Annotated in this window: 23 protein-coding genes; 13 read left to right on the top strand and 10 right to left on the bottom strand. The window is 34.4% G+C overall.

What is annotated here, in order from left to right:
* Positions 1–109: 109 nt before the first annotated feature.
* The 7 genes from OLM53_RS10745 to panC form a co-directional block, all read right to left on the bottom strand.
* A complete protein-coding gene (locus tag OLM53_RS10745) occupies positions 110–2,059 on the bottom strand; it encodes a transglycosylase domain-containing protein (protein ID WP_264520235.1) in 1,950 nt (649 codons plus the stop codon).
* A gap of 1 nt (position 2,060) precedes the next feature.
* On the bottom strand, positions 2,061–2,528 hold the full coding sequence (locus OLM53_RS10740) for a gliding motility lipoprotein GldH (protein ID WP_264520234.1): 468 nt from the start codon (positions 2,526–2,528) through the stop codon (positions 2,061–2,063).
* Between the two features lie 61 nt (positions 2,529–2,589).
* Positions 2,590–3,951: a DNA repair protein RadA gene (gene radA / locus OLM53_RS10735; RefSeq protein WP_264520233.1), complete on the bottom strand. Its 1,362-nt coding sequence runs from the start codon at positions 3,949–3,951 to the stop codon at positions 2,590–2,592.
* 19 nt (positions 3,952–3,970) lie between these two features.
* Positions 3,971–5,251, bottom strand: coding sequence for an alpha/beta hydrolase (locus tag OLM53_RS10730; protein WP_264520232.1), 1,281 nt, complete (start codon positions 5,249–5,251; stop codon positions 3,971–3,973).
* 57 nt (positions 5,252–5,308) lie between these two features.
* Positions 5,309–6,274, bottom strand: coding sequence for a lysylphosphatidylglycerol synthase transmembrane domain-containing protein (locus OLM53_RS10725; protein ID WP_264520231.1), 966 nt, complete (start codon positions 6,272–6,274; stop codon positions 5,309–5,311).
* 5 nt (positions 6,275–6,279) lie between these two features.
* Complete coding sequence (gene panD, locus OLM53_RS10720; protein ID WP_264520230.1) at positions 6,280–6,630, bottom strand: aspartate 1-decarboxylase; 351 nt, start codon at positions 6,628–6,630, stop codon at positions 6,280–6,282.
* Positions 6,631–6,644: 14 nt separating this feature from the next.
* On the bottom strand, positions 6,645–7,493 hold the full coding sequence (gene panC / locus OLM53_RS10715; protein WP_264520229.1) for a pantoate--beta-alanine ligase: 849 nt from the start codon (positions 7,491–7,493) through the stop codon (positions 6,645–6,647).
* Positions 7,494–7,599: 106 nt separating this feature from the next.
* On the opposite strand from panC, the gene OLM53_RS10710 reads away from it, so the two are divergent.
* The 7 genes from OLM53_RS10710 (at position 7,600) to OLM53_RS10680 (ending at position 18,879) form a co-directional block, all read left to right on the top strand.
* Positions 7,600–8,406 carry a glycogen/starch synthase gene (locus tag OLM53_RS10710; RefSeq protein WP_264520228.1) on the top strand — a complete coding sequence of 269 codons (807 nt, stop codon included), beginning with the start codon at positions 7,600–7,602 and terminating at the stop codon, positions 8,404–8,406.
* A gap of 14 nt (positions 8,407–8,420) precedes the next feature.
* Positions 8,421–10,271, top strand: a complete 1,851-nt coding sequence (locus OLM53_RS10705; protein WP_264520227.1) for a DUF4270 domain-containing protein — start codon at positions 8,421–8,423, stop codon at positions 10,269–10,271.
* 8 nt (positions 10,272–10,279) lie between these two features.
* Positions 10,280–12,133: a glutamine--fructose-6-phosphate transaminase (isomerizing) gene (gene glmS, locus OLM53_RS10700; protein ID WP_264520226.1), complete on the top strand. Its 1,854-nt coding sequence runs from the start codon at positions 10,280–10,282 to the stop codon at positions 12,131–12,133.
* Between the two features lie 276 nt (positions 12,134–12,409).
* On the top strand, positions 12,410–15,289 hold the full coding sequence (locus tag OLM53_RS10695) for a TonB-dependent receptor domain-containing protein (RefSeq protein WP_264520225.1): 2,880 nt from the start codon (positions 12,410–12,412) through the stop codon (positions 15,287–15,289).
* A gap of 27 nt (positions 15,290–15,316) precedes the next feature.
* Entirely contained in the window at positions 15,317–16,885 is a 1,569-nt protein-coding gene (locus OLM53_RS10690) for a G-D-S-L family lipolytic protein (RefSeq protein ID WP_264520224.1), read from the top strand.
* 190 nt (positions 16,886–17,075) lie between these two features.
* The gene (gene atpD, locus OLM53_RS10685) at positions 17,076–18,587 is read left to right on the top strand and encodes a F0F1 ATP synthase subunit beta (protein ID WP_264520223.1); all 1,512 of its coding nucleotides are present in this window, start codon (positions 17,076–17,078) and stop codon (positions 18,585–18,587) included.
* A 10-nt stretch (positions 18,588–18,597) separates the two neighbouring features.
* Positions 18,598–18,879, top strand: coding sequence for a FoF1 ATP synthase subunit delta/epsilon (locus OLM53_RS10680; RefSeq protein ID WP_264520222.1), 282 nt, complete (start codon positions 18,598–18,600; stop codon positions 18,877–18,879).
* 55 nt (positions 18,880–18,934) lie between these two features.
* On the opposite strand, the gene OLM53_RS10675 is transcribed toward OLM53_RS10680, so the two are convergent.
* Genes OLM53_RS10675 through OLM53_RS10665 form a run of 3 tightly spaced genes read right to left on the bottom strand, consistent with a single transcriptional unit; the run spans position 18,935 to position 19,825 of the window.
* Positions 18,935–19,099: a GldL-related protein gene (locus OLM53_RS10675; RefSeq protein WP_264520221.1), complete on the bottom strand. Its 165-nt coding sequence runs from the start codon at positions 19,097–19,099 to the stop codon at positions 18,935–18,937.
* Between the two features lie 6 nt (positions 19,100–19,105).
* Positions 19,106–19,318, bottom strand: coding sequence for a helix-turn-helix domain-containing protein (locus tag OLM53_RS10670; protein ID WP_264520220.1), 213 nt, complete (start codon positions 19,316–19,318; stop codon positions 19,106–19,108).
* A 3-nt stretch (positions 19,319–19,321) separates the two neighbouring features.
* Positions 19,322–19,825 (bottom strand): DUF2975 domain-containing protein, encoded by a 504-nt coding sequence (locus OLM53_RS10665; RefSeq protein WP_264520219.1) that lies wholly within the window; start codon positions 19,823–19,825, stop codon positions 19,322–19,324.
* A gap of 120 nt (positions 19,826–19,945) precedes the next feature.
* Here OLM53_RS10665 and OLM53_RS10660 point away from each other — a divergent pair, with 120 nt between their 5' ends.
* The 6 genes from OLM53_RS10660 to OLM53_RS10635 all read left to right on the top strand — a co-directional run bounded on the left by OLM53_RS10660 (position 19,946) and on the right by OLM53_RS10635 (position 25,191).
* Complete coding sequence (locus OLM53_RS10660; protein ID WP_264522445.1) at positions 19,946–21,088, top strand: aminotransferase class I/II-fold pyridoxal phosphate-dependent enzyme; 1,143 nt, start codon at positions 19,946–19,948, stop codon at positions 21,086–21,088.
* Between the two features lie 42 nt (positions 21,089–21,130).
* Positions 21,131–21,532 carry a GxxExxY protein gene (locus OLM53_RS10655; RefSeq protein ID WP_264520218.1) on the top strand — a complete coding sequence of 134 codons (402 nt, stop codon included), beginning with the start codon at positions 21,131–21,133 and terminating at the stop codon, positions 21,530–21,532.
* Positions 21,533–21,595: 63 nt separating this feature from the next.
* Entirely contained in the window at positions 21,596–22,000 is a 405-nt protein-coding gene (locus OLM53_RS10650; RefSeq protein WP_264520217.1) for a DUF2007 domain-containing protein, read from the top strand.
* The gene (gene bioD / locus OLM53_RS10645; protein ID WP_264520216.1) at positions 22,001–22,618 is read left to right on the top strand and encodes a dethiobiotin synthase; all 618 of its coding nucleotides are present in this window, start codon (positions 22,001–22,003) and stop codon (positions 22,616–22,618) included. It abuts the gene before it with no gap.
* A gap of 113 nt (positions 22,619–22,731) precedes the next feature.
* The gene (gene bioA, locus OLM53_RS10640) at positions 22,732–24,003 is read left to right on the top strand and encodes an adenosylmethionine--8-amino-7-oxononanoate transaminase (RefSeq protein ID WP_264520215.1); all 1,272 of its coding nucleotides are present in this window, start codon (positions 22,732–22,734) and stop codon (positions 24,001–24,003) included.
* 33 nt (positions 24,004–24,036) lie between these two features.
* Positions 24,037–25,191 carry a beta-ketoacyl synthase N-terminal-like domain-containing protein gene (locus OLM53_RS10635; protein WP_264520214.1) on the top strand — a complete coding sequence of 385 codons (1,155 nt, stop codon included), beginning with the start codon at positions 24,037–24,039 and terminating at the stop codon, positions 25,189–25,191.
* Positions 25,192–25,266: the final 75 nt, after the last annotated feature.

Here is a 25,266-nt window from a genome sequence, read left to right as displayed (position 1 = left end):
TAAAATAATCTAGAAAAAATGTAGCAAAGAAAGTTGTAGCAAAATAAATTGCTACAGAAAAAATTGCTACAAAAAGTTTGATAAGAAACAAAAAGCAGATTTAGACAGTTTAAAACTCAAATTCGTTGGTCTCTAAACTATCAATCACAGTAGTTTTTGCTTTTTGTTTTAAATAAGATTGCGCAGGTCCAGAAATAGACAACGGGAAATTATCAATAGTATCATTGGCTGTTAATAAATTTCTACGGAACATCAGGTTAGTCAAGAATTTTTCTTGTTGTTTTGGTCCTATCTTTAATTTATGTTCGGCATCAAATCGGTACATAAATCCTTTTGGGCTTGGAATAATAGTGGCCAAAAATAAGCATTCATTCACATTCAAATCACGAGGTGGTTTTTGAAAATAAAAGTGTGAAGCTTCTCCGATGCCATAAATGTTTGGTCCCCATTCGATGATATTGAAATACACTTCAAGCATTCGTTCTTTGGTGCTGATGTGATTGTTTTCAAGGATATAAACCAATAAAATTTCTTCCAATTTTCGGGATAATGTTTTTTCGCGTGTTAGGAAAACATTTTTTACTAATTGCATGCTGATAGTACTGGCTCCGCGTGAGAATTTCTTTGTTCGAATATTTTTAGTAATGGATTCTCTAAAAGCTTCATTGATAAAACCCCGATGTGTCATGAAAGAGGGATCCTCGCTAGTCAACACACATTTTTGCAAATACGGAGAAATTTCGGCCATCGGTGTAAAATTTGGATTCCCTGAGCCTACTAAAATCGGACGTTGCAATACTCCTTTATCATTAGCTCTATAAACAAATTCACCATTGATTTTATTCAAATCGGCTTCACCATATTTAATGATTTTTAAATTTTCAGGGTTGAGTTTACTGGTAAAAATAACCTCTTTTGGTTTGTGGTTGTTGTATTCAAAATTCAAAACATAGCTAAAATTTCCTTGGGCTTCCATTCCTTCAAAATGACGAAATAAACCGCTTGGCAAAGACACTATAAAGTCTTGTGCTTTCATTTTTGGTATGGTCAATTTGAGCGCATATACTTTGTCTTCTTCGTTTGTATAAGAAATATAAGGTTGACACTTAATTGTATTCAATTGAATAGTCGAAGTACTGTCTAACGCCATAAAACGCTTGCCTACAATCCAATGATAATCAAAGCGGGCATTTTTTACAACAACATCTTTTCCAGCTATTTTAGGATGATTAACAAATAAATCCTGAATAGAAGAATACCCATCAATATGCAATTCCCCGCTGTCCATAGCAAGATTGTCTAAGTTGAAATGAATGGATTTAAATCCGGTCTTCAAATTGAATTTTTTGTCTAAAAACGGAATACGAATGGTATCACTTTGAGCATTGAAAAACTGTAAATCGGCTTTCCTATCTCTAGGATCCGCAAAACCATTAATGCTCCATTGTTGTGAAAAATTATCCGAAGTAACTTGAATTAGTGTATTCAGTTTTTTATCGGCTAAAGCCAATTGATTAAAATCGAAGACGACTTTATTCCCTTTGTCATCAATCTTAAAGGCAAATCCTTTAACGTTCATATCGGTTGGAACTAAATCCATCAACTTAGAAGTTATACGATTTAGAAGCTTCGCATAATTGACTTCTTCATTGTCTTTTTTATCTTTTTTCGAACGAAGAAAAGCGTCAAAGTTGCTTCCATTTTTGGTTTTTACCAACTGAATATAGCCTTTATTGATTTCTAGTTTTCCCAATTGAATATCTCCCACCAAAAGTTTCCAAAAGTTAACACTGGTTTTCAATTCGTCAATGCGAACCAAAGTATCGGCTTGTTTTGGAACCAAATAAATATGCTGAAATTCGATGTTAGTCAACCCCTGAAATTGGGCTTTTTCAATAGTAAAATGACATTGATAGTCTTTATCCAATTTGGCGTCAATACGATGAATGACTTTTTCTAAAATGGTATTCCGAAAAGCAAAAACCAAAGCTAATCCCAGCAGTATAATGATACCTACTATTTTGAGAAATAGAAATGCTTTTTGTTTTGTGTTTTTCATTTTATTTTACACTATCAACATTTAATCCAACTCCGATGACATTGGGAAGAAAGGTAGCCATTTTAAAATCTTGTGAAATAGTAATTTTATAAATTCCTTTGGAAAGTGTTGTTTTTTCTTTTATTCGGTATTTTAAATCACATACATCTCCGGAACAGTCGGCAATTTCTTTACCGTCGGATTCTCTTATGGGCATATCAATTGCTAAATTTTCCGTTTTACCGTCGGGACTTTCAATAGAAAATTGGATGGGAACACTTGCGAATTGATAATCATAAACATGACTGAATTCAAATACAATATTGTATAATTTGGTATCGTCTTTAATTTCAAATTCATACTGTTTGACATCTGATTTATCCCAATGATTATTTTCGGGCATTTTATCAAATTGATTAAAAGTGCTTGAAGAATTACAAGACAATACAATAAAAAGAAATGCAATTAAGAGTAGTGATTTTGTTTTCATAAATAGCGGAAGTTCATTTATATAAAACGGCTTTTAAAGGCTTTTATTGTGTTGAGAAAGTTTAGCCAAATAATTGCTCCACTACTTCTTCAATTTTAGAAACCAAAACAATTTTAATTAACGGATTTTTGATGGCAATCTTATTGTATTTAGACACAAAAATCGTTTCAAAACCAAGCTTTTCGGCTTCTTGAATGCGTTGTTCTACTCTATTTACTGGGCGGATTTCTCCAGAAAGTCCTACTTCGCCAGCAAAGCAATATTGTTTCCCAATGGCAATATCTTCGTTAGAAGAAAGTATGGCAGCCACAACAGCCAAATCAATAGCCGGATCATCAACAGAAATACCTCCAGTAACATTTAAAAAAACATCTTTTGTTCCTAATCGAAATCCAGCTCGCTTCTCTAAAACCGCCAAAATCATATTCAATCGTTTAGCGTTATATCCTGTGGTACTTCTTTGTGGCGTTCCATAAACTGCTGTTGAAACCAAGGCTTGAATTTCTATCATCAAAGGTCTCATGCCTTCTAAAGTGGAAGCAATAGCCGTTCCTGAGAGTTCTTCTTCTCGATGCGAAATTAGAATCTCTGAAGGATTAGTCACCTCTCTTAAGCCAGAACCTTGCATTTCGTATATTCCTAATTCGGCTGTAGAACCAAATCGGTTTTTTAGTGATCGAAGGATGCGATACACATGATTTCTGTCACCTTCAAATTGGATAACAGTATCCACCATATGTTCTAATATTTTTGGTCCGGCAATACTTCCGTCTTTGGTAATATGACCAATCAGAATAACAGGGATGTTAGTTTCTTTAGCAAATTTTATCAACTCGGCTGTGGTTTCTCGAATTTGAGAAATGCTTCCCGGAGTCGAATCAATATAATCCGTATGTAAGGTTTGAATCGAATCGATAATCACAATATCGGGTTCGGTTTCTAGAATATGTCTAAAGATATTTTGCGTTTTGGTTTCGGTTAAAATGTAGCAGTTGTCGCTATTTGGATTGATGCGTTCTGCTCTCATTTTGATTTGTTTCTGACTTTCTTCTCCCGAAACATACAGCGTTTTGTAGGGTAATTTTAGTGAAATTTGGAGTAATAAAGTACTCTTCCCTATCCCTGGCTCACCGCCTAAAAGAATTAAGGAACCCGGAACAATTCCGCCTCCAAGCACTCGGTTAAATTCGCCATCTGTGCTATCCATCCGGGCTTCTTGAGTAGCATCAATTTCTTTTATCCTTAATGGTTTAGAGACTCTTTTTGATTCTGTTGAAGTGGGTTTCCAACTGGTTTTCTCTTCTTTTTGTATAATTTCTTCAGCAATGGTATTCCATTCTTTGCACGAATTGCATTGGCCTTGCCATTTGGCGTATTGAGACCCACAATTTTGACAAAAAAAAGTCGTTTTTATTTTAGACATTGCTGCTGAATCAGTATTGTTATTGTTTTTTATCTTCTTTTGGCGCAGGAGTTTCTTTTGGTGCTGGCGTATCTGTAGGAGTTGCATCGGTTGGAGTGTCAGCTGGTGGCGTTTCTTCAACGACTGGTTCTTCTTTTCCTTTTTTCCCTTTTTTAGGCAAACTTTTTTTCAATTCATCGGCTCTATCAATCATCATATCTTTGGTCAAATCTCCTATTTCCTCTCTTTGAAAAGCACTCAAATAGGATTTAACGGCTTTAGCATTATCTCCTTTTTTCTCATACATCTGACCCATTTCATAATCAGCAAGCATGGATTTAGGGTAATTTTTTCGAGCTAACTGTGCTAATTTATCAAATTCATCGTAGGCTTTGTTTTTTAAAATTGCAGCTTCAATAGCTTTAAAATCATTTAAACGAATAGGTAATTTTAGGGCAAAAGATTTTTCGATTACTTCATATTTTTTTTGTAAATAATCAACATACCCCGAAGTCAATACAGCAATTTTTTCATTGAATTCAGTTGTAGAAATAGGTTGATATACTGAGAATATTTGGTATAAAGCACTTGGAATCGAATTTAAAACCAAGGAATAATGTGAAGCTCCTTTGAAATCGTCAAACTGGTAATTCAGTGTTTCTTTCTTGATTTTTTTTACTCCTTCATCTAGCGCTTGAATTCGATTACGCATCTTTTTCACATCACCATCAGCAGTAGAGTGATAGTAGAAAAGAGGCTTTTGAATGGCGGCTAATCGGTCTGGGATTTGTTCTTCCATTCCAGTTGGAAGTTCAGGACTCATTGAAATAAAAGCGTCAAAAATCGGGTTGTCTTTGTAGAGATAGCAATTTAAAAAACCTGCGGTAGTATCTAATCCTGCTACAATTTTAAATGGCGCTGTTCTATATTTTTTATCAATATAAGGCAACAACTCCATTCCAATAAATTCAAAGAAACCTTCTCCTTTTTCGGTTGGTAAACCCGTAGTTTCGTCTACAGCACAATCGGTTTCACGTTCGTTATTTTTATTTTGACTAATCCCAACAATAATTACTTCTGGTAAATCGTCCCAATAGTAGCCATAACTTAAAGCTCCTTGAAAAGGGTCAAATAGGAAATCGCCGTCAAGTAAAAGCAATACTGGATATTTTTGATTTGGATGCTTATCATAAGATGGAGGTAAACCAATGGTTATTTGTCGGTCTTCATTAAGTCTTTTGGACGTAATACTATCCGTTACTTTTTGAGAAAATAGAGCATTAGAACAAACGAAAAATAAAAACAGGATACTTTTTTTCATAACTGTTAGAATTGATTTAATAACACTTTTGTTAAATTGATTAGCAATATAACAAATTTATTTATTCCTATTCAATAGCGGGAGTAAAACATAGGAAATCAATCCGAGGAGAATGGCTAGAATAGTTTGTGAAGCCCAAGCAAGCCATCCAAAAGCAGTTCCCACATCTTTAGTAATTCCGTAAAGGGAAAAAACAAGTGCTATAGAGAAAGGATAAGCTCCCAAGCCTCCGTTAGAAAAACCTACAGCAAGGCTACCAAAAATGAATCCCATAACAACGATATCGAAGCTGATAGTAGCCGTTTCAGGCATAGCAAATATGACTACATAAAACATCATTAAATAAGTAAACCAAATAAAAAAGGAATGAAAAATATATTTCCATTTGTCTTTCATTTTATAAATGGTGGTCATTCCTTCCATTAATCCTGACATTTTTTCCTTTAGTTTTAGAATGATTTTCCATTCGGCGTAAATCCAAATTAGAACAAAAACAACGAATAAAACTAACCCAAAGATTGCGGTTATTATTAGAGATTGAAGCGATACATTTTCGCTCAAAAGGAATTGGTAAATTTTATCAAACTGAGAAACAAACCCAATGAATACAAATAAAAAAAAGATAAATAAATCGACTATTCTTTCGGCTACAATAGTCCCAAATGCTTTGTCAAAAGGAACATCTTCGTATTTTTTTAATAACACCGCACGTGTGATTTCTCCGGAACGAGGAACTGTCAGATTTACCAAATAAGAAACACAAACGGTAAAAAAGTTATTATGGAATTTCGTTTGATAGCCCAAATGATTTAAAGCGAATCTCCATCGGTAGGCTCTTGACCAATAGCCAATAATGGCAAATACTAGTGAAAGCAGTATGTAATAGTAATTTGCCTTTTCAAAACTGATTTTTATCTTTTCAATTTCCTGCGCAGTTAAGGTTGTAAATTGATAGTATATAATTCCTATCCCTATTAAAAGAGGAACAAAGACTGTCAGTAATTTGACTATTTGTTTTTTCAAAATATTTAGGTGAGGGAATTAGTGTTTTCGTTGGGAAAAACCAGCCATGGTTTGAAACTTTTGGCTTCTTCAAAATCCATTAAAGCGTAGGACATAATGATGATAATATCACCTTTGTGTACTTTTCTTGCTGCTGGACCATTCAGCGTAATTTCGCCTGAGTTTTTATTTCCTTTGATAACATAGGTTTCAAAACGCTCCCCATTATTTACATTGACAATAGAAACCTTTTCGCCTTCAATCAGATTTGCTGCTTCCATTAAGACTTCGTCAATGGTTATACTACCAACATAATTTAAATCGGCACCGGTTACTTTTACTCGATGAATTTTAGATTTTACAACTTCAATTTGCATGGGTCAAAAGTAAATTAATTTAATGAAATCGTATCAATCAATCTGACATTGTTCACAAAGACTGCAATGAAGGCTCGGTATTTTTTGGTTTTACTTTTTCGAATGCAGGGTAATAAAGTAGCTTCATCGGCAATTTGAAAGTATTCCAATTCAAAGTTTTTATAGTTTTCAAATGTTTTAACAACAATTTGAGTTACCTCATTACTTGATTTTGTCTTGAAAAGTTTTTGCGTCTGCAATAATGTTTTGAAGATAATGGCAGCTTCATTTCTTTCCTTTTCTGAAAGCCTTTCATTACGCGAACTCATCGCTAATCCGTTTGGTTCTCTGAAAATTGGGCAGCCAAGAACTGTAACAGGGAGTTTCGTTTTTTGCACCATTTTTTTTACGATTTGCAATTGTTGAAAATCTTTTTCGCCAAAATAAGCGTTAGTCGGTTGTACAATTTCAAATAATCGTTTTACAATCGTTCCCACACCATCAAAATGACCTGGCCTGAACTTGCCTTCCATTTGGTTTTCCAATCCATCAAAATCAAAATGTTGCGAAATGGTTTTTCCTTCATAAATATCATCTACACTTGGAGCATAAACAATGATTTTATCAGAAACTGTTTTTATTTTTTCAATATCTGATGTTAAGGTTCTTGGATATTTTGCTAAATCTTCAGGATTATTAAACTGCGTTGGATTAACAAAAATACTAATCACAACAAGGCTGTTGTTTTGTAATGCTTCTTTCAATAAAGACAAATGTCCCTGATGAAGCGCTCCCATAGTGGGTACAAAACCTATTGAAGTTGCTGTGTTTGAAACAGAATTCAGATGAGATACTAATTCATTTTGAGTCTTAAAAATAAGCATTGGCTTTCAATAAATGAGTTGCAAACTTACCATTTTCATAAATAACTGCATAAATTTTTGTACTTTTGCCTGTTTTTTATTGCCAATAAGTAAAGTAAAATAGATTATGGAAGATAAGAGGATATTGTATGTATCATCTGAAGTGGTGCCGTATTTGGCTGAAAATGAGGTTTCTTTAATGTCTTATGATGTTCCCAAAATGATTAATGATCAGGGCGGACAGATAAGAATTTTTATGCCAAGATATGGAAATATCAATGAGAGAAGACATCAATTGCATGAAGTTATCCGATTGTCGGGAATGAATTTAGTCGTGAATGATTTGGATATGCCTTTGATAATTAAAGTTGCGTCTATTCCAAAAGAGAGAATTCAGGTTTATTTTATTGACAATGATGAGTATTTTAAAAGAAAAGCCACATTCAGTGATGAAGACGGTGTTCTTTATGCTGATAATGATGAAAGAGCTATTTTCTTTGCCAAAGGTGTTGTTGAAACCGTAAAAAAATTAAATTGGGTTCCAGATATTATTCATGTTCACGGTTGGATGGCTAGTTTGTTGCCTATTTACATGAAACATTACTATAAAGACGAGGCTTTATTTTCTGAAACTAAGATTGTAACTTCGGTTTATGGTCAATCTTTTGAAGGCAATTTAGATATTGAAATGATTAACAAAATAAAATTTGACAACATCCCTCACGAAGCCATTCAAGAATTGGAAACTCCAAATTATGAAAATCTTATCAAAGCTTCCGTAAACCATTCTGATGGGGTGATTATTGCCTCTGAAAATGTGTCGGCAAGTTTAACAAAATTTATAGAATCTTCAGGAAAACCTTTTTTATCTTTCGCCTCGAAAGACAAATTTACCGAAGCCTACACCAACTTTTATAAAAGTATGCTTTCTTAAACAGAATTAATTTTATGTACAAAAAAACATTTTTACACCCCCTTTTATTTGGATTAGTTACTATTCTTTTCATTTCTTGTGATAAGGATTATAATGAAATAGGAACGAATATTGTTGGCGATGACCACTTTGGTTTTGAAGTTGATACAACTTCTACAATAAAAGCATATAATCAAAAATTAGGAGAAATTGCTTCTAATAATTTGCCAATTAATGCTTTGGGGTTTTACACCAATCCAGCTTTTGGTACTACGCAAGCTAATTTTGTAACACAAGTTGAACTAGCAGCTATCAATCCAACTTTCAATAACACGACACCGGGCGATTATTCTACTGATATTGGTCACGGCCCAACTGCTATTGATAGTGTAGTAATGGAAATCCCCTATTTTAAAACGTTAAAAACGGCTAACACTGATGGGACTAACATCTACAGATTGGATTCAATATACGGAGCAAAACCATATGACATTGAAACTCCTGCTGAGGTTAGTTCAAAGTTCAAATTAAGTATTTTTCAATCCAATTATTTTTTAAGAGATTTAGACCCTGACCAATCTTTGATAGAACAACAATTGTATTACACAGGGCAAAATCAAGATGATGTTATTAATAACAACAAAATTCCTGTTTTACTGAATGACGCGCCTCTTGTTAACGTAACAGATGGAATACAAAATGCAGATGGCCATGAGAACGATAATTTCTATTTTGACAAAAGAGAACACAAAACAAAAAGCCTTGCGTCAGATGGTGTAACTCCAGTTTATACCAGAAGTGTCCCTTCTATGCGTTTGCATTTGAATAAAACCATTTTTGCCAATCTTATATTTAATGCTCCAAGTGGAAAGTTAACGGATAATACCACATTTAAAAATTATTTTAGAGGATTATATTTCAAAGTGGAGAATGGGAATCCTGGTAATATGGCAATGCTTAATTTCAAAGGAGGAAAAATAACATTATATTACAACGAAGACAATAAAACAACCTCTTCTACTGGAGTTGTAACTTACACCAGAGAAAATAAATCATTTATATTGAATTTAACTGGAAACTCTATCAGTTTATTGAAAAATTCATTGGAAAATACTGATTATTTAAATGCCGCAAACAGCTCTCAAGAAGCCTCTGAGATTTATTTAAAAGGAGGGCAAGGATCTATGGCTTATATTGATTTATTTGGCTCGACTGATACAAAAGGCTATGTTCTTAATTCGGCTTATAATTCAAATTTGCCTATTAGCGCAACCAATCAAAAATATACACTTACTGGGCCAAATGGGAAACCTGATGAAATTGATGATATCATATATAACGGTTGGCTTATCAATGAAGCGAATCTAACTTTTAACATCAAAAAATCAGCCATGTCGGATACCAAAACGATTGAGCCCAATCGTATCTTTCTTTATGATTTAACCCATAAGAAGGCATTAGTTGATTATACCTATGACGGAACTACTGATAGTAGTTATCCAAAAAACAATAAATATATCTTTGGTGGAATTCTTTTAGATAATAATAATGCCATATTAAAACAAAGAGATGCTACAACAGGTGAAATTACTAATAAAGGAACTAAATACAAAATCAGAATTACTAACTATGTTAGAAATTTAATCAAGAATGACTCAACCAATGTAAGACTAGGTTTGTCAATAACTGAAAGTATAAACAGTACGGGGATTTCTAAACTAAAAACAGCCAACAGTATTTCTGCCTATGCACCAACAATGTCGGTTTTAAGTCCGTTGGGTACAATATTATATGGGACTAATAATCCGCCCGTTCCAGGACCCAATCCTGGACAACCTTATAAGCAAAGATTAAAACTTGAAATTTATTATACAAAACCTAATTAAGTAAAGTTATGTGTGGAATTGTTGGATATATTGGATTTAGAGAAGCTTATCCTATAGTAATCAAAGGACTAAAAAGATTAGAATATAGAGGCTACGACAGTGCTGGAATCATGCTTTATGGTAATGATAAGGGTCTCAAAATTGCCAAAACTAAAGGCAAAGTTTCTGACCTTGAAGCTAAGTCAGTTTCTATTGCTTCCTCTAAGGCAACCATAGGAATGGGACATACTCGTTGGGCCACTCACGGTGTTCCTAATGATATTAATTCTCATCCGCATGTTTCTAATTCTGGAAACATTGTAATTATTCATAATGGAATCATAGAAAATTATGAACCCTTAAAAAAAGAATTACTAAAAAGAGGATATACATTTAAATCAGATACCGATACCGAAGTATTGGTTAATCTAATTGAAGATGTTAAAAAGAAAGAAAATATAAAACTAGGAAAAGCGGTACAAATTGCTTTGAATCAAGTTGTCGGTGCTTACGCTATTTGTGTTTTTGACAAAGAAAATCCAGATGAAATTATTGTTGCCAGATTAGGAAGTCCTATAGCTATTGGTGTTGGAGAAGATGAATTTTTCATTGCTTCCGATGCTTCACCATTTATTGAATATACTTCTAACGCTATTTATTTAGAAGATGAAGAAATGGCCATTGTTAGACTTCACAAACCTCTAAAAATTAGAAAAATTAAAGATGATTCTTTAGTTGATCCTTATGTTCAAGAATTGCAAATGAATTTGGAACAAATTGAAAAAGGAGGTTATGATCATTTCATGTTGAAAGAAATCTATGAGCAACCTAACGTTATTAAAGATACATACAGAGGAAGGCTGTTAGCGAATCAAGGTATTATTCAAATGGCCGGTGTTGAAGACAACCTCGAAAAATTTCTTCACGCCGATAGAATTATAATCGTAGCTTGTGGTACCTCATGGCATGCAGGATTAGTAGCAGAATATGTTATTGAAGAATTTGCCAGAATTTCTGTTGAAGTGGAATATGCTTCAGAATTCAGATACCGTAACCCAATCATCAACAAAGGAGATGTCGTTATAGCTATATCCCAATCTGGTGAAACAGCTGATACATTGGCCGCTATTAAATTGGCTAAAGAAAAAGGTGCATTTGTATTTGGAGTTTGTAACGTAGTTGGTTCTTCTATTTCAAGAGAGACTAATGCCGGTGCATACACTCATGCAGGTCCTGAAATTGGAGTAGCATCAACCAAAGCTTTTACTACGCAAATTACCGTCTTGACCATGATAGCTTTACGTTTGGCAAAAGCCAAAGGAACACTTTCGAACTCAGACTTTCATAGATATCTTCAAGAATTAGAAGTCATTCCAGAAAAAGTGGCCGAAGCATTAGCATCAACAAATGAAACGGCAAAGGAAATAGCTTCAAAATTCAAAGATGCCACCAACTGTTTATACCTTGGAAGAGGATATAACTTCCCAGTTGCATTAGAAGGTGCTTTAAAACTAAAAGAGATATCCTATATTCATGCCGAAGGTTATCCTGCAGCTGAAATGAAACACGGTCCTATTGCCTTAATTGATGAACAAATGCCTGTGATTGTTATTGCTCCAAAACAAGGTCATTATGATAAAGTCGTGAGTAATATCCAAGAAATTAAATCAAGAAGCGGAAAAATTATTGCTGTTGTAACTAAAGGAGATACACAAGTAAAAGGACTAGCTGACCATGTTATAGAAATACCTGAAACATCCGATGCTTTATCACCCTTAATTACTACCATTCCACTTCAATTATTATCTTACCATATTGCAGTAATGAGAGGTTGTAATGTAGATCAACCAAGGAACTTAGCTAAGTCGGTTACAGTAGAATAATTTAAAAAAAAGAATTAAAAAGCGAGACAATGTCTCGCTTTTTTTTTGCTTAAAATTTTATGATTAATTTATTAAATGTTTCTTTTTATATGTACGCATAATATTTTTTGTATCAATAAAGCCAATTCGTTAATAAAAACTTAAAAAACGTTTAAATGATAATAGTTTAGTCATAAAACTATAAAATAAATTATTAATAAAAATACCCAAGGTTTTTTGATAATGTAAAAAAAATATTTGTACTTTGGCATCATAAACCAACAAAATTAAAACCAAATGAAGATTTATTTATTTATCGTTTCATTGTTTTTTTGCGGAATAACCTTTGCGCAAACTTCAATATCGGGTTCGGTAAAAGACTCTAAGAACGAACCAATTCCTGGTGCCAATGTCAAAGTCGTTGGCGATAGTTCTGGAACCATTACAGATAGTGATGGAAATTTCAACTTATCTACCAAAAAAAAGCCACCATTTGACATCGAAGTGTCTAGTGTTGGTAATGGAATGAAAAAAGTGAGCATCACAACAAATAATCAAAAAGTTAGTGTTGTCTTAGTAGATGAAGAAACTAAACTAGATGAAATCGTTGTCTCTGCCTCTAGAACGCCTGAGAGAGTTTTAGAATCCCCTGTAACCATTGAGCGTATGAGTTTGCAACAAGTTAAAAACACTACTGCTGCAACTTATTATGATGGTTTAGAAAACCTTAAAGAAGTTCATTTTAACACTAGTAGTTTATCGTTTAAATCCATAAACACAAGAGGTTTTGCTACTGTAGCTAATACTCGTTTTTTACAGTTAGTAGACGGTATGGATAATTCCTCTCCAGCATTAAATTTTGTATTAGGAAATTTAATTGGACTTTCTGAATTAGATGTTGCCAATGTGGAGCTTCTTCCAGGAGCATCTTCAGCATTGTATGGTGCAAATGCATTCAACGGAATTATGTTTATGAACAGCAAAAGTCCTTTTACTAATCAAGGTTTGAGTTTTTATTTCAAATACGGACAGACGACTCAACAAGCTGCTGGAACTAATGATTACTGGGATTTTGGTATAAGAGCAGCACATGCGTTTTCTGAACATTTTGCAGCTAAAGCCAACTTCACTTTCATGAAAGGAACAGAGTGGATTGCTGCTGATAAAAGAGATTTAACAACTAATTTTACTGGTTCTCAAACAAATCCAAATTATGACGGATTGAACACTTATGGTGACGAAGTATCAACTAATATAAAAAGTGTTGGTCAATCATTAGCTAACTTAGGTTTGGTTCCTCAATCAGCTGTAAACTTGTTGCCAAACTATAATGTAGCTAGAACAGGTTATGATGAAAGAGATTTGAATGATAACACTGTAAAAAGTGTAAAAGCTGATTTCTCTCTTCACTTTAGACCATGGGCAAATGAAACTGAAATTATTTTCCAACATAAAATAGGTTTAGGAAATACCATTTATCAAGGAGCTAACAGATACTCTCTGAAAAACTTCTTTATGAATCAAACAAGACTTGAAATAAAAGGGAAAAATTTCTTTGTTAGAGGGTATATGACAGATGAAAATGCTGGTGATTCTTATGATATGCGTTTTGCGGCATGGAATGTTAATAGAGCATGGAAAGATGATTCAACTTGGTTCGGTCAATATGCTGGTGCTTATATTCAATCAACTTTGGCTGGAAAAACACCTGAACAAGCTAATGCCATAGCAAGAAATTATTCTGATTATAACATCATACCAACTGATGTCCCTCTAGCTCCTGCAAGTGGAAGCCCAAGATTTATGCCAGGAACAGCAGCTTTTACAAATGCATTAGCAAGTGTATCAGCAGATCCAGACTTAGTTACAGGTTCTAAATTTAAAGACCATTCTAAATTATATCATGCTGATGCAAATTATAACTTTAAAGATTTAATCAAAGTAGCCGAAATCCAATTAGGAGGTTCCTACAGACAATATGTAATGAATTCTGACGGAACTATTTTCACTGATTATGATGGTCCAATTAAATACAGTGAATATGGAGCTTATGCTCAGGTTCAAAAAAAGCTTATGAATGAGGAACGTTTGAAATTTACTGGGTCTATTCGTTATGACAAATCACAAAATTTTGATGGATTTTACTCTCCAAGAATATCCCTTGTATACTCAGCTGGCGCTAAAAAACAACATAACTTTAGAGCGTCATATCAAACTGGTTTTAGAAATCCGACTACACAAGATCAATACATTGGTTTGAATTTAGGGCCATTCGCTTTAATTGGTTCTGCTCCAGATAACTTAACAAGATTCGTAGAAACGTTTCCTGTTAGTACCGCAGGTCAACCGTACAATAACGGAAACCCTACAGCTACATTAGATGGGACAAAAGCTTATAACAATTCGTTTACTTTAACATCAGTACAAGCATTTTCTACAGCCGTTGCAGCTGGTCAACCACTAACAACAGCCGCGGCACTATTAGAAGTTGCTAAGATTAATTTAGTAAAACCAGAGAAAGTACAAGCTTTTGATGTTGGATATCGTTCAGTTATCAATAATGATTTAACTGTTGATATTACTGGATACTACAATATTTACAATGACTTTTTAAATCAGTCAAGAGTTATTACTCCTTACTATGGTGATGTAAATACATTTGACCCTGCTAACTTAGCAACTTATGCTCCTGTAGCGGCTTTATCAAATGGAGACAGAAGAGTGTATCAAGTATATGATAACTCTAAAGCAAAAGTTACTTCAATGGGATTTGGAGTTGGATTATCTAAAAAAGTATATAAAAACTTTGACCTTAGTGCTAACTATAATTATGCTGAGTATACATTTAATCAAGCGGAAGACCCAAGTTTTATTCCAAGTTTCAACACTCCAAAACACAGAGTTAAAGCCTCATTGGGTAACCAAAAATTATTTAAAAACTTTGGATTTAATACTAACGTAAGATGGAACACTGAGTATTTATGGCAATCGTCTTTTGCAGATGGTATGGTTCCTGAGAACGTAGTTTTTGATGCTCAAATGAACTATGCGATTCCAAAATTAAAAACCGTTTTAAAAGTAGGAGCTAATAATTTATTTGGAAAAGACTACATACAAGTTATTGGAGCTGGTGCCATCGGACAACAATGGTTTGCCTCAATAATAATTAATCCATAATAATCAATAATATATAATTTAAAAGTTATGATAAAAAATTTCAAATGGCTATTATTGGTTTCATTGACCTTTGTAGCGTGTACTAATAATGACGACGCAACTGTCGATCCAAATTCATCAGATGGTTTACCATTAACTGCAGGATCAGCCGACTTTACGAAATATGTTTCTCTCGGAAATTCATTGTGTGCAGGATATAGTGACGGGGCGTTATTTGCAGCTGGACAAGCAAACTCTTATCCAAATATACTATCGCAACAATTTGCTTTAGTTGGTGGTGGAGAATTTAAAATTCCTTACATGAACGATAATGTTGGTGGATTACTTTTAGGAGGATTTCAAATTCAAGGACCAAGATTATATTTGGCACCAGGTAATAATCCAACACCTGTAACTGGTACAATAACAACCGAAATAAGTAATATTTTGACAGGACCTTATAATAATATGGGAGTTCCAGGGGCAAAAAGTTTTCATTTATTAGCGCCAGGTTATGGTAATATTGCTGGTGTAGCAACTGGACAAGCAAATCCTTACTTTGTTCGTTTTGCATCAAGTCCAACAACAACTGTTTTAGCAGATGCTGTAGCTCAAAACCCAACTTTTTTCTCCTTATGGATTGGAAACAATGATGTTTTAGCATACGCAACATCTGGAGGAACTGGTGTAAATCAGTTAACCAATATTAATCCAGCGACTTATGGACCAAATGATATAACAAACACCAATGTTTTTGCAAACGTTTACTCAACACTTTTAGATCAATTAACGGCTAATGGTGCTAAGGGGGTTGTTGCTAATATTCCTTATGTTACTTCAGTTCCGTTTTTTACTGCCGTACCTACCAATCCAATTCCAGGATTACCTGCTTCAAACGCAGCACAATTAAACCAATTGTTTGGTGGTATCAATGCAGCATTAGCTGGGGCTGGTTTGCCTCCACGTTTTGTTACATTAGTGACCGATGATGGAAATCCTTCAACTACAGAAGCTAATCCATTATTGATTATTGATGAAACCTTGCCTAATATTTCTGCACAAATAACTGCAGCACTAACTCCAGTTCTTGGCGGACCTACAGCAGGTTATGTTGGTACTTTATATGGTCAAGCTAGACACGCTAGTAATGCTGCTGGTTCTAAAGATTATATCTTATTAACCACACGTGGGTTAATTTCTCCTCCTAACAATATTCAGTCTGGTGCGCCATCTCCATTTAATGTAAGAGGTGTTTCGTATCCTTTACAAGATAGTGCCGTTTTAACAGCTAGTGAAACAGCTGAAGTAAAAACCGCAACTGATGCTTTTAATACTTCTATACAAACCTTAGCAACTGCTAAAGGATTAGCTTTTGTAGATGCCAATGCGATCTTAGGTCAAGTGGCAAATGGAGGCCTTACAGTTAGTGGATATACTATGACATCCGCATATGTAACTGGTAATTCATTCTCTCTTGACGGAGTTCATCCTAGTCCAAAAGGATATGCCTTAATCGCTAATAAATTTTTAGAAGCTATCAATGCTACTTATGGATCTAATTTCAAAGGTGTCAATTTAGGACAATATCAAATATTGTATCCTGCAACTTTACCATAATAAAACCTTTTTATAATTAAAAAACCATCCTGAATATTCAGGATGGTTTTTTGTTTTTGGGTTGTCACAAAAAATCTTCTTTTTTTATAAAATATTTATTGATTTTTCGGTTTTTAAAAATTATCTTTGCGCTCTGATAAAAAGAGGTATTTTAATAAACCTAAATAGCTATTTAATAAATACATAAACAATGTCAAAAGCAATAGGAAAAGTTTCGCAAATCATTGGTCCAGTAGTAGACGTAGTATTTGATACTAAAGATGTTGAGTTACCAAAAATTTATGACTCATTAGAAATCATTAACAAAAACGGTTCAATTTTAGTACTAGAAGTACAATCTCACATCGGAGAAAATACGGTTCGTACTATCTCTATGGACTCCACTGATGGTTTGAGCAGAGGAACAGCGGTAAATGCAACTGGTGCTCCAATTCAAATGCCAATCGGTGCAGATGTTTACGGACGTTTGTTCAACGTTATTGGAGATGCTATCGATGGATTAGGAAATTTACCAAAAGCGGGTAAAGACGGTATCTCTATTCACCGTCCAGCTCCAAAATTTGAAGATTTATCAACTTCTACTGAAGTTTTATTTACCGGTATTAAAGTAATCGATTTGATTGAGCCTTATGCAAAAGGTGGTAAAATTGGATTGTTCGGTGGTGCTGGAGTTGGTAAAACTGTATTAATTCAAGAGTTGATTAACAATATCGCTAAAGGTCACGGTGGACTTTCAGTATTCGCTGGAGTAGGTGAAAGAACACGTGAAGGAAATGACTTGCTTCGTGAGATGTTAGAGTCAGGTATTATTAAATATGGTGAAGATTTCATGCACTCTATGGAAAATGGAGGATGGGATTTATCAAAAGTAGACAAACCAGGGATGAGAGAGTCAAAAGCTACTTTCGTTTTCGGTCAAATGAATGAGCCACCTGGAGCAAGAGCACGTGTTGCTTTATCAGGATTGTCTATCGCTGAGTATTTCCGTGATGGTGCTGGTTCAGATCAAGGTAAAGACGTACTTTTCTTCGTTGACAATATCTTCCGTTTTACACAAGCAGGTTCTGAGGTTTCGGCTCTTTTAGGTCGTATGCCATCTGCGGTAGGATACCAACCAACATTAGCAACTGAGATGGGTGCGATGCAAGAAAGAATTACTTCTACAAACAAAGGTTCTATTACATCTGTACAAGCGGTTTATGTTCCTGCGGATGACTTAACAGACCCTGCACCTGCTACAACATTTGCTCACTTAGATGCAACAACAGTATTATCTCGTAAAATTGCTGAGTTAGGTATTTATCCTGCGGTGGATCCATTGGATTCTACTTCAAGAATTCTTACGGCTCAAATCTTAGGCGACGAACATTACAACTGTGCGCAAAGAGTAAAAGAGATACTTCAAAAATACAAACAATTACAAGATATCATCGCCATCCTTGGTATGGAAGAGTTATCAGAAGAAGATAAATTATCAGTATCAAGAGCTCGTAGAGTGCAACGTTTCTTATCTCAACCTTTCCACGTTGCAGAACAATTTACAGGTATTCCTGGGGTATTGGTTGACATTAAAGAAACTATCAAAGGATTCAACATGATTATTGATGGGGAATTAGATCACTTACCAGAAGCTGCCTTCAACCTTAAAGGTACTATCGAAGACGTTATTGAAGCTGGTCAAAAAATGTTAGCGGAAGCTTAATAAATAAACTATGATTTTAGAAATAGTATCACCAGAAGCAACATTATTCAAAGGCGAAGTGACTTCGGTTTCCTTGCCTGGAGTAAATGGTTCGTTTCAAATTTTGAATAACCACGCACCTATCGTTTCTATTTTAAAACATGGTGTAGTTAAAATTGAGGCAACTAGTTTTGCGATCAATAAAGAAGTAGTTGATAAATTTACCAAGGTAAACGACCAAAACTATCTTTTGGAAATCAATTCAGGAACTATTGAAATGAAAGACAATAAAGTAATTGTATTAGCTGACTAATCCAATTCAAAATAAATTGAAGAAAGCCCAACAAAATTGTTGGGCTTTTTTTATTCTATTTTCTAAGTGATTTGATAACGAGTGAGGCTAACACATAAGCTTCAATAGCTAATCCAACAATCAATACATATTGTGAAAAGTCATAACCTTCAATCTTTAGTAAGGCTCCAACAATTACTAGTATCATTCCCAGTATCAAAAGGATTAAATCTTTTTTCATAAATTTTTATTTTATTTCGTTTACATATTCTAAAATATCGCCTGGTTGACACTCTAATATCTCACAGATGGCTTCCAATGTTGAAAATCGAACCGCTTTAGCTTTTCCTGTTTTTAAAATAGAAAGATTAGCAGTAGTAATACCGATTTTCTCAGCCAGTTCATTAGAACGCATTTTGCGCTTAGCCAACATAACATCTAAATTTAAAATGATTGGCATAATTTATATCGTTAATTCGTTTTCTTCTTTGATGGTTTTACCGATTTTAAAAACTTCGGATAACACTTTGAAAAATAATCCCAAAGCTAGCAAATATAGAAAGGGACCATAACCAAATTCAATCCCGATCTCGTCTTTAGAAAGTTTTGTAATAAAGTCAGAAAATAATTGAACAATAGAAGCCATAATAACCAAGCTTCCAATCTTATCCAATAAAAAACATATTTCCTCTTCAAAAATCATTCGCTTAACAAAACAACCCAAAAGCTTTCTGAAAAAATAAAGTGCATACAAGAGAAGTCCAAAATTAAAAACATTTATTACTAAAACTAATTTGCCAAAGCTTTTTGATAAATCTATGGTTCCAGTAGCAAAGGTTATCGGAATACCGAAAGTATCTTTATCAATTACAATCATAATGGAAAGGAAAATTATTAAAGGAAAAAAGATCAGTGACATAATCCATACGAAATCAACAATAGTCTTAAGCAAGTTTAATTTTTTCATGGTAAAAGAGGTTTTAGTTGACCACAAATATATAATAATTATTGATAAACAATAATAAATATTCTAAAAACGATAATTAATTTGAATTTAAATACTAAATCGTTCCTTATATTTGTAATGATGAAACTTCCAAAAAATCTGCAACTAAAACTTCAACAACGCGAAGAAAATAATGCTTTGCGTCAATTATCATTGACTAATGATTTAATTGATTTTGCTTCTAACGATTACATTGGCTTTGCCAAAAACGAAACCATTTTTCATCAAACACATCAATTGCTTGTAGACAAAAAATGTATCGTAAATGGCGCAACAGGTTCTCGCCTTTTATCCGGAAACCATATTGTATATCAAGAAGCTGAAAACTTTATAGCTGATTTTCATAAGGCAACGGCTGCCTTGATTTTTAATTCGGGTTATGATGCTAATGTTGGCTTTTTTAGTGCTGTACCACAACGATCTGATGTGATTTTGTATGATGAATTATGTCACGCTTCCATTCGGGATGGTATACAAATGAGTAATGCTAAGAGTTACAAATTTGAACATAACAACTTTGATGATTTAGAAAAACTCATTCAAAAGTTTAACTCAGAAGAGAGTGCTATTTATGTTGTCACTGAAAGCGTTTTCTCTATGGATGGCGATACTCCTAATTTAGAAGAACTAACTAATGTAACAGAAAAATACAGCGCCTATTTGGTAATTGATGAAGCTCATGCTTTGGGAGTTTTTGGCTTTAATGGCGAAGGCTTAGTTCAAAGTTTAGGATTGCAAAACAAAGTTTTTGCCCGAATTATGACTTTCGGAAAAGGACTGGGTTGTCATGGTGCTGCTATTCTCGGAAGTGAAGCATTGAAAAGCTATTTAGTCAACTTTGCCCGAAGTTTTATATACACTACAGGACTTTCCCCTCATTCCGTAGCGTCAATTCTTATTGGCTACCAGCATTTGAAAAAGGAGAAAATTGTTCTAGAAAAACTAAAAAGGAACATCGTTTTCTTCAATCAAGAAAAAATGCGTTTGGGATTGAAGCCTATGTTTGTTTACAGCAAATCGGCAATTCAATGTGCTATCATTCCAGGGAATGAAAGAGTAAAAACCATTGCCTCTAAATTACAACAAAAAGGTTTCGATGTAAAACCTATCCTATCTCCCACAGTTCCCGAAGGACAAGAACGTTTGCGTTTTTGTTTGCACAGTTACAATTCGGAAACCGAAATCTTTAAAGTTTTGGAGTTGTTGAGTATCTTTGTTTTTTAGCCCACAGATTTTACGAATAAAACTGATTAAGACCGATTTTATATGAACAGTTTATTACACAAAAAAATATCTGATGCTGTCTTAAAAGCGTATTATGATGTTTATAACCAACTTGGGTATGGTTTTCTTGAAAAAGTATATCAAAACGCAATGTATTTAGAGTTAAAATCTTTAGGATATACAGTAGAAGCTCAAAAACAGATAAAAGTATATTTTAAAAATCAGTTAGTCGGAGAATATTATGCTGATATAGTAATTGAAGAGAAAATAATTATTGAAATAAAAGCTTGTGAGTTATTAATGAGCGTTCATATTGCCCAATTAATGAATTATCTAAAAGCGACTGAAGTTGAAGTTGGCCTTTTATTAAATTTTGGAGAAGAACCAGAGTTTAAAAGAATTATTTATACAAACGATAGAAAAAAGAATTTAAAAAATCAGTGATAATCTGTTAAATCCGCATTATCTGTGGCCCAAAAAAATTGAAACAGAAATGTTTTTTAAGTTATGGAAGAAGAAACATTTACATTACTACGCCGATTTCAATACTCAAGTGAAGCTATCATTTACCAAGGTAAATTAGAAAGCCAAGGCATTGAAGTTTTCCTTAGAGACAACAACATCGTTGATTCCAATCCACTTTACAGTAACGCTGTAGGTGGTGTAAAGTTATTTGTCAAAACAGAAGATTTTGATAGAGCTAATGAGGTTTTAGGCGAAGTGAGTTTGTACTCTGTTGACGATGACAATCAACCTATAAAATGCCCAAAGTGTGGTGCTGAACAAATTGATATGGAAACATCCATTAAAGATTGGAAGACATTATGGAATGTTATATGGTTAGGCTTTTTAGCCTTGTCCTTTGAAAAACACAAATACAAATGTCAAAACTGTAAATTCGAATTTGATTAAATGAAACTATTTATCACAGGAATTGGTACCGATGTAGGTAAAACTATAGCATCCGCTATTGTAGTCGAAGCTTTAGAAGCCGATTATTGGAAACCCGTTCAAGCAGGCGATTTAGACCATTCGGATAGTCATAAAGTTAAAGTATTAGTGGCTAATGACAAATCCGTTTTTCATGCTAATGCTTATGCATTGAATACTCCAGCAAGTCCGCATTGGGCTGCTCAATTAGACGGAATTACTATCGATTTAAAACAAATCAAAGAACCCAAAACCAACAATCATCTAGTAATAGAAGGTGCTGGTGGTATTCTAGTCCCTCTTAACGACGAGCAGTGCATCATTGATTTAATTCAAAAAGACTATAAAGTTATTGTAGTTTCAAGACATTATTTAGGAAGTATCAATCATACTTTACTAACTATTGAAGCTTTGAAAAACAGAAAAATAGCGGTGGCTGGCATTATCTTTTCTGGCGATGAAAACAAAGCTACTGAAAGTATTATTCTAAATAAAACTGGTGTCAAATACCTAGGAAGAATAGAAAACGAACCTTATTTTGACGCCAACGTCATTCACTATTATGCTGATAAATTTAGAGACAATCTATTAAATGTATAAGAAACAAGAGCAAAGAAGCAAGAAGAAAGATTTTTTCTTCGTATATCTTTGCAACATTAATTTGAAAGAGCTTTAGTCTTTTCTCTTGCTTCTTTCTTCTATTATCTAGACAAATGAATCTTTCCGAAAGAGATAAACTATACAATTGGCATCCTTACACCCAACACAAAACGGCAAATGATTTTCCGGCAATTGTAAAAGGAGAAGGCGCTTTGCTTTGGGATGAAAATGGAAAAGAATACATTGATGCTATTGCTTCATGGTGGGTGAATCCTTATGGCCATTCTAACAAAGTAATTGCAGATGCTATTTATGCGCAACTAACTACCTTAGAACATGTTTTGTTTGGCGGTTTCACGCATGACAAAGCAGTTTTATTAGCTGAAAAACTAATGACTATTTTGCCCAACAATCAAAAAAAACTCTTCTATTCTGATAACGGTTCGACAGCTGTAGAAGTAGCGCTGAAATGTGCGTTACAATATTTTTACAACAAAGGGGTTACCAAAACCAAAATCATTGCTTTTGAAGATGCCTTTCACGGAGATACTTTTGGAGCAATGGCTTCTAGTGGCATTACTTTTTTTACCGAAGCTTTCAAAGGTTCTTTACTCGAAGTAGTTCGGATTCCTGTTCCTACAAAAGGAAATGAAGATGCGTGTTTACAAGCTTTGTCTGATTTGGTTGTCACCAATGACTTTGCCGCTTTTATTTTCGAACCCTTAGTACAAGGTGCCGCTGGAATGGTCATGTATGAAGCTGCTGTTTTAGATCAAATGATTGCCCTTTGTAACCAAAATAAAGTCTTCACTATTGCCGATGAAGTCATGACGGGATTTGGAAAAACGGGAAAAACATTTGCTACCGATTATTTAGGGAATAAACCCGATATGATGTGCTTGTCAAAGGCATTAACTGGTGGAACGATTCCGATGGCTATTACCACATTTACTGAAGAAATCTTTGACGGATTTTATGATGATGATACCAACAAAGCCTTATTTCACGGACATACTTTTACCGCTAACCCAACCGGTTGTGCAGCAGCCTTAGCTAGTATTTCTTTGCTGCAAAGCGAGGTTATGCAAAACAATATTGCTCAAGTAAATCAATCTCATTTGAACTTTGAAGAAAGAATTAAAGCTCATCCCAAAGTAAAAACCACAAGAGTTCTCGGAGTTATCTTTGCTTTAGAAATCAAAACTGAAAGTCAGGAAAGTTATTACGGAACGATGCGCAATAAGCTCTACAATTTCTTCATAGAAAATGGTGTAATTCTTCGTCCTGTGGGAAACATCGTTTACATCTTACCACCTTATATTATTACCCCTTCTCAATTGGAAAAAGTCTACGATACTATCGAAAAAGCGCTCGAAATAGTGTAGTTTTGCACTTGCAATGTTATTAATTCACTTCCCTTGAAAACGCCTATTGCCATCACTTCTATTGCTTCCTTTTCTCCTTTAGGAAAAACGGCGGACGAAGTTTGGAAGGAATATTTGAGTCCAAAAACATTAATCGTTGAACAAAAATTTGGAGATACTACTGCTTTAGTAGCTCCATTATCATCCGCTTTGATAGCCGAAGTACAAGCCTTACGGAATTCGGATGCCAAGTATAAATCGCTTGATAACTCTGTTCTTTATGCCATCTTAGCTTCGAGAGAAGCTATAAAAAGTGCAGGATGGAAAGACGCAACATTTGGTGTAAACATTGGTTCCTCTCGTGGAGCAACCCAATTATTTGAAAAGCATCATCAAGAATTTTTAGCTTCAGGAAAAGTAGCTACCCTCACCTCACCTACTACTACATTAGGCAATATTTCCACTTGGGTGGCTCATGATTTAAAATCAGAAGGGCCTGAATTATCTCATTCTATAACCTGTTCAACCGCTTTACATGCTTTATTAAATGGCATAGCTTGGTTACAAGCAGGTATGGCAGAAAAGTTTCTAGTTGGCGGAAGTGAAGCTCCTTTAACGGCTTTTACCATTGCACAAATGCAAGCTTTAAAGATTTATGCTAAAGAAACTACCGAGTTTCCATGCCGTGCTTTGGATTTGACTAAAACCAAAAACACTATGGTCTTGGGAGAAGGTGCCGCTATGGCTTGTTTGGAATTAGGTCCTCAAAAAAACGCCTTGGCTTATGTAACTGGTTTTGGTTATGCTACAGATGATTTGCAGCACAGCATTTCGATAACGGATGAAGCCGAGTGTTTCCAAAAATCAATGAAAATGGCGTTGCAGAATATCCCTCTTGAGGAAGTTGACGCTATTGTAATGCACGCCCCTGGCACCATAAAAGGCGATCAATCGGAATACAAAGCAATACAAAAAGTCTTTGGGAAAAACCTTCCGATGTTAACTACCAACAAATGGAAAATCGGGCATACGTTTGGAGCCTCGGGGATGTTAAATATGGAACTAGCTATCCTAATGATGCAACAGCAACAGTTTATTGGAGTGCCATTTATAACAGAACAAAACCCACGAAAAGAAATTCGAAACGTACTACTGAATGCGGTTGGTTTCGGAGGTAATGCCGTGAGTATTTTGCTTTCAAGTAGTTAATGCTTACTATGTACTTGGTGTTGCTTTCTCTGTACTCAGTACATAGTTCTCATTACTCTATAACTAGTTCTCCAA

The sequence above is a fragment of the Flavobacterium sp. N1994 genome (genome assembly GCF_025947145.1).
Lineage (GTDB): Bacteria > Bacteroidota > Bacteroidia > Flavobacteriales > Flavobacteriaceae > Flavobacterium.
Note: the sequence above shows the minus strand (reverse complement) of the source record. Positions and strands in the feature narration are given on the sequence as shown.